Origin of the sequence: Microcoleus sp. B7-D4, from assembly GCF_036705125.1 — a bacterium.
Classification (GTDB): Bacteria; Cyanobacteriota; Cyanobacteriia; order Cyanobacteriales; family Microcoleaceae; genus Microcoleus.
Window position 1 is genome coordinate 43,401 of sequence record NZ_JAUBTT010000061.1, and the last position, 9,196, is coordinate 52,596.

Annotated in this window: 9 protein-coding genes; 5 read left to right on the forward strand and 4 right to left on the reverse strand. The window is 45.0% G+C overall.

Features of this window, described 5'->3' with window-relative positions; genetic code table 11:
- Positions 1-3 precede the first annotated feature (3 nt).
- Positions 4-450 (forward strand): hypothetical protein, encoded by a 447-nt coding sequence (locus QUB12_RS23420; protein WP_333144034.1) that lies wholly within the window; start codon positions 4-6, stop codon positions 448-450.
- Positions 451-657: 207 nt separating this feature from the next.
- Here the strand turns inward: QUB12_RS23420 and QUB12_RS23425 are convergent, their stop codons facing one another.
- Positions 658-882 (reverse strand): hypothetical protein, encoded by a 225-nt coding sequence (locus QUB12_RS23425; RefSeq protein ID WP_333308593.1) that lies wholly within the window; start codon positions 880-882, stop codon positions 658-660.
- A 94-nt stretch (positions 883-976) separates the two neighbouring features.
- Between QUB12_RS23425 and QUB12_RS23430 the strand changes: the two genes are divergently transcribed.
- Positions 977-2,008 carry a VOC family protein gene (locus tag QUB12_RS23430; protein WP_333144032.1) on the forward strand — a complete coding sequence of 344 codons (1,032 nt, stop codon included), beginning with the start codon at positions 977-979 and terminating at the stop codon, positions 2,006-2,008.
- 389 nt (positions 2,009-2,397) lie between these two features.
- Here the strand turns inward: QUB12_RS23430 and QUB12_RS23435 are convergent, their stop codons facing one another.
- The 3 genes from QUB12_RS23435 to QUB12_RS23445 all read right to left on the reverse strand — a co-directional run bounded on the left by QUB12_RS23435 (position 2,398) and on the right by QUB12_RS23445 (position 5,107).
- On the reverse strand, positions 2,398-3,204 hold the full coding sequence (locus QUB12_RS23435) for a DUF1838 domain-containing protein (protein WP_333109620.1): 807 nt from the start codon (positions 3,202-3,204) through the stop codon (positions 2,398-2,400).
- A 147-nt stretch (positions 3,205-3,351) separates the two neighbouring features.
- Positions 3,352-3,639 carry an RNA-binding protein gene (locus tag QUB12_RS23440; protein WP_333109618.1) on the reverse strand — a complete coding sequence of 96 codons (288 nt, stop codon included), beginning with the start codon at positions 3,637-3,639 and terminating at the stop codon, positions 3,352-3,354.
- A gap of 1,249 nt (positions 3,640-4,888) precedes the next feature.
- Entirely contained in the window at positions 4,889-5,107 is a 219-nt protein-coding gene (locus tag QUB12_RS23445) for a hypothetical protein (protein WP_190736419.1), read from the reverse strand.
- Between the two features lie 182 nt (positions 5,108-5,289).
- On the opposite strand from QUB12_RS23445, the gene egtC reads away from it, so the two are divergent.
- The 3 genes from egtC to egtD all read left to right on the forward strand — a co-directional run bounded on the left by egtC (position 5,290) and on the right by egtD (position 8,845).
- On the forward strand, positions 5,290-6,078 hold the full coding sequence (egtC, locus tag QUB12_RS23450; RefSeq protein WP_333144031.1) for an ergothioneine biosynthesis protein EgtC: 789 nt from the start codon (positions 5,290-5,292) through the stop codon (positions 6,076-6,078).
- Positions 6,050-7,390 (forward strand): ergothioneine biosynthesis protein EgtB, encoded by a 1,341-nt coding sequence (locus QUB12_RS23455; RefSeq protein WP_333144030.1) that lies wholly within the window; start codon positions 6,050-6,052, stop codon positions 7,388-7,390. The genes egtC and QUB12_RS23455 overlap by 29 nt, the downstream gene beginning before the upstream one ends.
- 411 nt (positions 7,391-7,801) lie before the next feature.
- Positions 7,802-8,845, forward strand: coding sequence for an L-histidine N(alpha)-methyltransferase (gene egtD / locus QUB12_RS23460; protein WP_333144029.1), 1,044 nt, complete (start codon positions 7,802-7,804; stop codon positions 8,843-8,845).
- The last annotated feature ends 351 nt before the right edge of the window (positions 8,846-9,196 follow it).

Sequence of the window (9,196 nt, forward strand, 5' to 3'; positions counted from 1 at the left end):
ACCGTGAAATCAAAAATTATTGCAACCGCAGCAATACTTGCCGCCCTGGGCTTTCTGCCTCCTCACCCAGCATTATCTCAACCTGCAACTGACGGTGGCAAAAAACCCGGGTTCTGGCAACCTCAAGCGCAGGTTGACAATACTCGCAACATTACCCTAAGACTGTTAAATGAAACTGGATTAAACCTAGAATACGGTCAATCAGATGCCAGCTTGTCATCTTTGCCCGTCGGAACCAGCAAAAACATCATTGTTCGTATCAGCAATCGCACCGGCGATATTGCCAATATTCCGATTAATGCCACAACAGGAACCACAACTTTGAAATACGACTATAACGTTGACTCGCAGACAAACATTGTGACGATTCGCATCACCAGAGCAGACGGCAGCACTAGGCAAGACCGATCAGTTTATATTGATGAAAAAGGGCGAGTTTACTCTTTCTAAGATTAACGCTCATCAACCCGGTTTATTCTAATAAATCTTGGTTTGATCGGCGATGTATCGGAAGCATCCCGGTTTGGTAAAAAGCGTTTTTTTTAGGAGTGCGCTCATCCTGCAAAGCTTTGCCTATATATCTGGCTTGGAACACCCTGCAAAGCTTTGCCTATATATAGCCTTTCGAGCTCTCATATGAGGTACTCAGGGAGCATCTCATATTTGTAAAAATACTTCTTCTGGCTCCTTCCTTCTTCTGGCTCCTTCCTTCTTCCTCTTTCCTTCTTCCTCTTTCCTTCTTCCTCTTTCCTTCTTCCTCTTTCCTTCTTCCTCTTTCCTTCTGCCTCCTGCCTCAAAACTCCAATTTCTAGCGGAGGGCTGCAAAGGTGAGATGCTCCCGGTACTCATGGCCTCCGTGGCCTCCGTGGCCTCCGTGGGCATACCTTACCACGCTTGAGAACCGCTATATATCTCGCTTAGATATCTCACAGCGAACACTCCGATGTAAAAGTGCGTAAATTATGTTTCAAAAAGTATGAATCAAGTGCAGCCCCTTTCCATCGCAGGCATTTACGAAGTGTGTATTGGCGTAGCCGATGCGATTCCACAACTGCAATATTGGGAGCAATTTGGATATCGGATCGGTAAAATAGGAGAATTCTCGGCATCCGAAGCTGGCGAATTATATGGAGTTAGTTCAAAAGTGCGATCGATTCGACTCTATCACCAAGATGCGGATCACGGATTAATTCGCTTGATGATTTGGGAAAAACCTACAAACGATGGTTTGCAAATGTCGTCAATGAAGGTGAAAGGCAACCGTTGGGCAACTACTTTAACTGCTGATTTGTTGAATATACTCAACCATGCCGAAGAGGCTGAATCTGCCAATTTGCAGGTCAAATATACATCCCCGCACTGGAAGATTATTTACAACAAAGAGCAAAAACCGTGTCCTTTTGTCGAGGCGGCTGTCGGAGTGCGTGAGATGATGCTTTTGCAGCCTTTGAGTCGGCAAGTTTTTTTTCAAAGATTCAATTATGCTTTGCCTAATTACGGGAAAATCAATTCAAATGCTCTTTTAAAAACCAGTCAAATTACCCACATGGGAATGGTAATTCAAGATGACAGCAAAGAAACGCTGCTATTTTATGAAGAAGTTCTGGGGTTGATTCGGGCGCGCGATGTAGAAACTACCTTTGACTCTTCCCTCGCCGGAAGGGAGATTTTTGAGCTTCAGTCTGGGGAAGGATTTGTGGTGACAGCTTTTGATGACCCCCGATCGTCGAAAACAGATTTTAAGGCCGCGCGATCGGGTAGACTGTATATTCTGAGGTTTCCGAGTTCGATCGCACTAAGCGATCGATTTGAGCGCGCCAATCCCGGATGTTTGGGAATGTCGCTGTACACATATCGAGTGTCTAGTATTGCAGAATATTTGGAGCGAGTCAAAGCCAGCAAGGCACAAAAAATCACAGAAATAGTCGCTAATGAATTTGGGGAACAAAGTTTTTCCTTCATTGCACCTGACGGATATTTTTGGACATTGATAGAATCAGGTTTGTAGTGAAGAATGCAAGTCTTAATAAAAATCACAAGACTTGCATTCTTCACTACAAATTAATTTGACTGATATCAGTTCCGGTTACACTCCTTATGATATAGAGGAGACTGCACGTGCCGCTTCCCTACGCCAGATTAATTGTAGGGGCACGGCAGTGCCGTGTCCTGGCTGTAAGTAATATTAATTCCGATGCTACCGGATTTGATATGATGCGGTAATGTCCTGGTGCGCGCACCCTACATTGACAGTTCGCGATCGCACTCCGACTGCTCGAAACCGGGGAAAGATGGACGAAAAGACGCGTTTGGGCCTGCAGATTCAGTAAAAAACCCGGTTTCGCATGGGCCGCCATGCGATCGCGAACTGATTGAGGGCATTCATCTATTATGAGCTTATGCTTCCGGTGCTGGCAGAGGGAATCTTTCTCCCGCGAGATAAGCATCAAAGTTCTGTTGAAAATAAATCCAAGAAGTCATATCTTCCACATCTAATTGCGATTTCGGCGCATCTTTATACAAAGGAATGCGAGTTTTGATTTCATCTTGCAGCAATTGAGGTAATTCTGTCCAACTCTTGACTTTGGAACCCGTGGCACTGTAAATCATGTTACCGGGTCGATTTCCCATTTTCATCCATGCCAGCCACGGCCCGATTCTATCCCAACTCAGAATTACTTGAGAAACTGAGACAAGTTCGGGATTTAATAATTCTGCTGTGGGCACTGTCAGCTTAAATAATTCTGCTGCTTGATAGATGGGATTTGGACTGTAATCAACAAATCTGGCATCCTCAGCTAAAGGATTAGGATAGTTGGGAAATAAGTCAAAGACAAAAGTCGTAATTTCAGGCTCTACTTTAGCCGGGAAAATTCCTTTAAAATTCCCTTGGACGGGGTTGTTAGCAACGTGAGCAACCGTTAGGGTTTCTCCTGTCCAAGGGTTCTCCCATTTGTGGAGAATTTTTCCGCTGTTGGGGTCTAGATAGTAAGTTAGTTCTCGCGAGGTGAATTTCCAGCCGCCCTCGCCGTCAGCAATACACCTGCTTGCACTCATGCCAAGTATTTTGAACAAGCGCTTTTTCGGTTCGTTGGGAACAAAAGAGTAAATATAACCGTTCCAGGTGAGAAATGTTGCTTCACCGTCTAGGGAACTGCGCGTTTTCACCCATTCTTGGGCATCAAATTCTTGTAATAAAACCATACCGCAGGCTCCTGTAAATAATCGATGTTTTTGTGCAGCGGAGTTGACATTTCATCCCCAAAATCAACTGCTGGTAGCAATTCGGCGCTACTGGCGCACTGGTGCATCAGGTGGGTTTCGAGAGGATGTCAACCGCCGCATCGCAGACTAATATCCGTCGTTTCTCTTGATACCTGCGCCTCGATTTCCCTCTTCTTTCGGTTTAGCTTTGTTCACTCGCAAGGGACGCCCCATCCACTCTGCACCGTCTAATTCGGCAATTGCAGCGTCTTCTTGGGCATCCTCCATCATCTCAACAAATGCAAAACCGCGCATCCGACCGGTTTCCCTGTCGGTAGGCAAGACAACTCGCTTGACTGTGCCGTGTTCTGCAAATACTGCTTTCAGGTCTTCTTCGGTGGCGCGGTAAGACAGATTTCCAATGTAGATAGTCATGTCGATCGAACTGAACTTGTTGTGCTATACATAATAACCTGTTAATTTAACTGTCAAGTGCTATCTACCATACAACTGGGCGATCGACTCTGACTAAAATGGTTTGCCGCATTGACCGAAAGCATCCAGGATACAAGCCCCCGGATTTATGCGTGGATAAATAAAAAACCTGTATCCGATAAATAAGCCCCCAAATTTATCCGTGGGGTTAATGCTTCAAATCTAAAATCTAAAATCTAAAATCTAAAATCGATTGACCAACCCTTGGTAATGGCTGCAATAGTTAGCTTAATCACAACTCATATCCTCATTCATCCGCAGGGCGAGTCAGGATATGAGTTTTGGGGCGGCGAGGAATCCCACCCGTGAACAATACTTGATTTTAATCTGATCAGTGATAGGTGGGCGACGAATCACCAAGCATCTTCGGAAACAAAGCGACTAACAAGGTATAGCAATCCTCGCATCATTTGTGAATTTCTTACGGACTCCCCGCGGCTTCGGGGAGGGTTGGGGAGGGGTAAAAAAATTACGATTTATTTAGGATTGCTATATGGTTCATAAAGTTCTAATATATAGCAATCCTAAATGATTTGTGTAATTCTTGTAGGGGCAAACCCACGCCCGGTTGCCCCGCCTTGGGTGGGGTAGGCACGGGGAGTAGGGGTAGCACTACCCCTACATATTTTTACAACTGATTTAGGATTGCTATAAGTTAATTTAAGAAGGAAAATGATACAATTAGATTTGATACTTTTTATGCTCCGGCAACCTACCGAAACAATGAAAAAATGCTTTGGTAATGATGAAAAATGGTCATAAAAAGAGGCAAATCAGTAAATAAAGTAATCAAAAAGAAAGGCGAAAATAATATACTTGTCGCCCCCTTCGCCTGATTTATCATAAGACTGAAAAATTATGGTCAAAACTTACAAATATTTTCGGTTTTATCAACACAACAAATTATCAATAATTAGGAAAGGCGATCGAGTTTGCATTCCGTCAACTTTCTCAGCAAGATATTGGGAACTGGTTTACACACTGCTGTTATTGTTCTTCATCTATCTGAGAAAGGCTATACGGGAATCGCTTGTGTCTGTGCAGACTTTCTAGCGGGAAGTGAGCAATTCAATCTAGCCAAATCTGGAAATCCCGTAAGGGAAAAACGCGAAAAGCCAAACAGTGAAGTTTGGAAGCCCACGCCATAACTGTAATCAGTTTGGCGTTGGGAGGATGTTACTGCTTTTCCTTAGTCGATCGAGATTGACTGAGGCCCCGTGCTTTTACCGTTGGTGGGTTCGGCTGGGGGAGTAGTGTAGGAAGTTGAACCAGCTTGCTCGTCGATCCAGCTTTTAACGGGATCTTCGTGAAGGTTGAGTCGAAGCAGGCCAGATAAAAATCCGCCCGCGAAGGCGATCGGCTGTTCGATCAATTCTTTCGCCATTGGGATGAGTTCGTCGAGGAACATTCAAGAGTCTCCTTGTGCTGCAGGGGTTCTACCTTAACTGTATCGTTTGTACTGCGATGCTGGCAGCGGCCTACAAAAAACCTTCCAGCGCTGAAGATGGGCGATCCTCTTCGAGGGCTTCGCTAACGGGCAATTTTTCGGCTAATGACTTACAATGCTAATCAAATTGCTGCAAAAATTTTATGTGCCGTTTGCTTGGCTACCTCGGGGAGCCGATTTTACTTGATGCTATTCTGTACAAGCCGGAACATTCCCTAATTGTGCAGAGTTACGATCCCCGCGAAATGACTTCTGGCCTACTCAATGCTGACGGTTTTGGTATTGGTTGGTATCACCCGCACCTAGATACTGACCCGTTTACCTATAAAAATGTACAGCCAATTTGGAGCGACATTAACCTTCCGAGTATCAGTCGATACGTTGAATCTGGATGCGCGATCGGATATGTTCGCAGTGCAACTTCAGGACAACCTGTAGATTTGAGCAACTGTCAGCCGTTTCAGAACGATCGCCTGCTGTTCGTACACAACGGCTTCGTGAAGAATTTTCGGCAAACTCTTTACAGACCAATTCGCGATCGGCTCAGCGATACCCTGTATCAATCAATTAACGGTACTACAGACTCAGAGCATATCTTCGCCTTGTTTGTCAATGAATTGACCGCCGGAAATCTGACCATACAAGCTGCTTTGCAAAACTCCCTGAAAACTTTGGCAGAGCTAGCAAACTTTCACCAAGTAGAATTTTCAGCTAATATAATTATCAGCGACGGACACCAGCTCGTTGCCTCTCGCTTTGCTTCCCAAAAAACCCCTCCTTCCCTCTATTGGCTGCGAGACGATTTAAATTTCCCAAATTCTGTCATCATTGCTTCTGAACCTTTATTTGCTGGCAATTGGCACGAGTGTCCAGTCCAGAGCATTATCAGTACCGGAGTAGAGCGTGATATCGAAATCTATCCAATCTTGTAGAGAGGCAATTTATCGCGATTTGCAGCAGTGTCGCAGCGGCACTTTCAAGCTATTTGCAGACATCGATTATGATACTTTTTGCCGTCAAGCTCATCCTGATTTCAGTCCAGTTGGCTGGCACTTAGGCCACATTGCTTATACTGAGGATTTGTGGCTGTTGCAACGATGTGCTGGCTTGGAACCTGTGTTTCCTCAGTATCACCAACTGTTTGCTGCTGATATTTTGCCGAAAAAACAACGGGTTTTTCTGCCGAGGTTACCTGAAGTTGAATTATATCTGGACGCGGTGAGAAAAAAGCTGTTAGATTATTTGGAAGTAGCGCCGATCGACGAGCAAGAACGTCTCTGGCGGTTTATTATTCAGCACGAAAGTCAGCACTGCGAAACTGTTGCTTTCGTGTTGCAAATGCACAGGAAAAAGGAAGGAACGCACGACACGGATTTGGACACGGATACACGGATTAATTCTCTACAACAGCGAGGAATAAAGCAGCAGAAATTCCCAATGCCCAATGCCCAATGCCCAATTCCCAATGCCCAATTCCCAATGCCCAATTCCCGATACCCAATTACCGATTCGGCGATTGAAATTCCGGGCGGGGAATTTTACATGGGAAGCGATGCTGCTGAGGCTTTGGATAATGAGCGATCGCGCCACCTGTGTTATTTAGAAGCATACTCGATCGATCGCTATCCCGTCACTTGCCGTCAATACCAAGATTTCATGGAATCCGGCGGCTATCAAAACCCTGATTGGTGGTCAGCGGACGGGTGGAAATGGCTGCAAGGCGAAGCCGTCTCTCAACCGCTTTACTGGTCAGAAAATCCAGCTTTCAACAACCATCCAGTTTGCGGAGTGAGTTGGTACGAAGCCGAAGCTTACTGCAACTTTATCGGCAAGCGTTTGCCATCGGAAGCCGAATGGGAAAAAGCGGCAAGTTGGGATGCCACAAATCAAACATATCGCATCTATCCTTGGGGAGAAGAACCGCCAAACGGCAGCCTGTGCAATCACGGCAATAATATTGCCAATACCTCGCCAGTTGATGCCTTCCCTAAAGGAGCAAGTGCGATCGGCTGCTATGATATGTTGGGCAATGTTTGGGAGTGGACTGCTTCAAGCTTTGACGCCTATCCGGGATTTGAAAGTTATCCTTACAGGGGATATTCTCAAGTTTATTTTGATGGAGAACACCGGGTTTTGAAAGGCGGGAGTTGGGCAACTTTTCCGCAGGCACTGCGATCGACCTTTCGGAATTGGTACTATCCGGGCGTGCGGCAAATTATTGCTGGTTTTCGCTGCGCTAAGTAGTTCGCTATTTCATTATAATTATCGAGTGCACGGCTCCGTGCGCTCCTTGGTTCTTAGTGAAGACTAAAGTCCTCAATACACTCGCTCGGACTAAAGTCCTCCCTACTAACTTATAACGGTTCTTTTACGGATACCATATAAAAGGATTGATGGGGAATTAGGGACAAATTTGTTTGCGAAATGCTAAAGCTTTGATCGGGTAAAAATATTAAATAAAAAAACTTTTGTGAAGTTTTTTATAATTTTAGTTGAAAATTTTTAAGTTTTATTTAAGTTTTAATTGTGGGTGCGAGATCCATCTGGTGAGATAATACAGAACCGAGAGCGACATGAAAAACCTCACTTGAGCGCGATATTTGGCAACGCGACTGCGTGCTATACCCATATATATGTGCATCTAAAAATTACTTTATGAAATCCCCAAGACTGTCCGACACGACAAACTCAGCCTCAACGAAGGAAAACCGGCTGCATTTAGAGCGGCTGGTGAGCGCTGCGGCACTGACACCCGCAGAAATCAATGCTGGCAGCGATGCAGTTAGCGGGTTGACTCAAACCCCCAAATCCCTGCCTCCAAAGTATTTCTACGACGATCGCGGCTCAAACCTGTTTGAGTTGATTTGCCAGTTGCCGGAATACTACTTGACACGCACTGAGACGGCAATTTTGCAGGGGTGCGCGGGGGCGATCGCCAATTTAACGGGCCCTTGCCAAATCGTCGAACTCGGCAGCGGCAGTTCCACCAAAACTCGGATTCTCCTTGATGCTTACAGTCAACTGGAATATCCCCTGCACTATTTGCCGATCGATATCAGTCCTACTATCCTAGAAAGCAGCGCTTGTCAACTGTTGGCAGATTATCCGTCGCTCCAGATTCACGGACTTGTCAGCACATACGAATTAGCCTTAGCTAAAATTGCACCGTCGCCGTTGCCAACCCGAATGATTTGCTTTCTCGGCAGTACCCTCGGCAATCTCAACGCTCAAGAATGCGATTTATTCTTCTCGCAAATTGTCGGTGCACTGCAGCCGGGAGAGTATTTTTTGCTGGGAATTGACTTGGACAAATCTAAGGATATTTTAGAGCCTGCCTACGATGACAGTCAAGGAGTAACGGCAGCATTTAACTTGAATATGCTGCGACATTTAAATCGAAAATATGAGGGAAATTTTGATTTAGCACAGTTCGAGCATTGGGCTTTTTACAATCAAGAGGAATGTCAAATTGAAATGCACTTGAAAAGTAAAAAAGCGCAAACAGTGCAGTTGCGTTCTCTCAATTTAACAATTGAATTTGCAGCGGGAGAAACTATCCGCAGCGAAATATCGCGCAAGTTTAATCTCAATACTGTAAAAAAAGAACTGTCGCAGCGTGGTTTAATGCCAGTGCAGGTTTGGACAGATCCAAATCAGTGGTTTGGCTTGATGCTTTGTCAGATGTCAGTTGACAGTTGACCGTTGACCGTTGGCAGTTGGCAGTTGGCAGTTGGCAATTGCCAATTGTTATTTGTTATTTGTTTTGAATATCTCCCAATAATCAGTAACTACTGACTTCTGACTACTGACTTCTGACTTCTGACTTCTGACTACTGACTTCTGACTTCTGACTACTGACTTCTGACTTCTGACTTCTGACTACTGACTTCTGACTACTGACTTCTGACTACTGACTTCTGACTACTGACTTCTGACTACTGACTTCTGACTTCTGACTTCTGACTTCTGACTTCTGACTACTGACTACTGACTACTGACTACTGACTTCTGACTTCTGACTTCTGACTACTGACTACTGACTACTGACTA

Excerpts from the sequence above, each read along its gene's own strand:
- QUB12_RS23425 (WP_333308593.1), bottom strand. The coding sequence starts at position 882 with ATGCCCACGGAGGCCACGGAGGCCACGGAGGCCATGAGTACCGGGAGC.
- QUB12_RS23435 (WP_333109620.1), bottom strand. The coding sequence starts at position 3,204 with ATGGTTTTATTACAAGAATTTGATGCCCAAGAATGGGTGAAAACGCGC.
- egtD (WP_333144029.1), top strand. The coding sequence starts at position 7,802 with ATGAAATCCCCAAGACTGTCCGACACGACAAACTCAGCCTCAACGAAG.
- QUB12_RS23445 (WP_190736419.1), bottom strand. The coding sequence starts at position 5,107 with ATGTTCCTCGACGAACTCATCCCAATGGCGAAAGAATTGATCGAACAG.
- QUB12_RS23440 (WP_333109618.1), bottom strand. The coding sequence starts at position 3,639 with ATGACTATCTACATTGGAAATCTGTCTTACCGCGCCACCGAAGAAGAC.
- QUB12_RS23430 (WP_333144032.1), top strand. The coding sequence starts at position 977 with ATGAATCAAGTGCAGCCCCTTTCCATCGCAGGCATTTACGAAGTGTGT.
- egtC (WP_333144031.1), top strand. The coding sequence starts at position 5,290 with ATGTGCCGTTTGCTTGGCTACCTCGGGGAGCCGATTTTACTTGATGCT.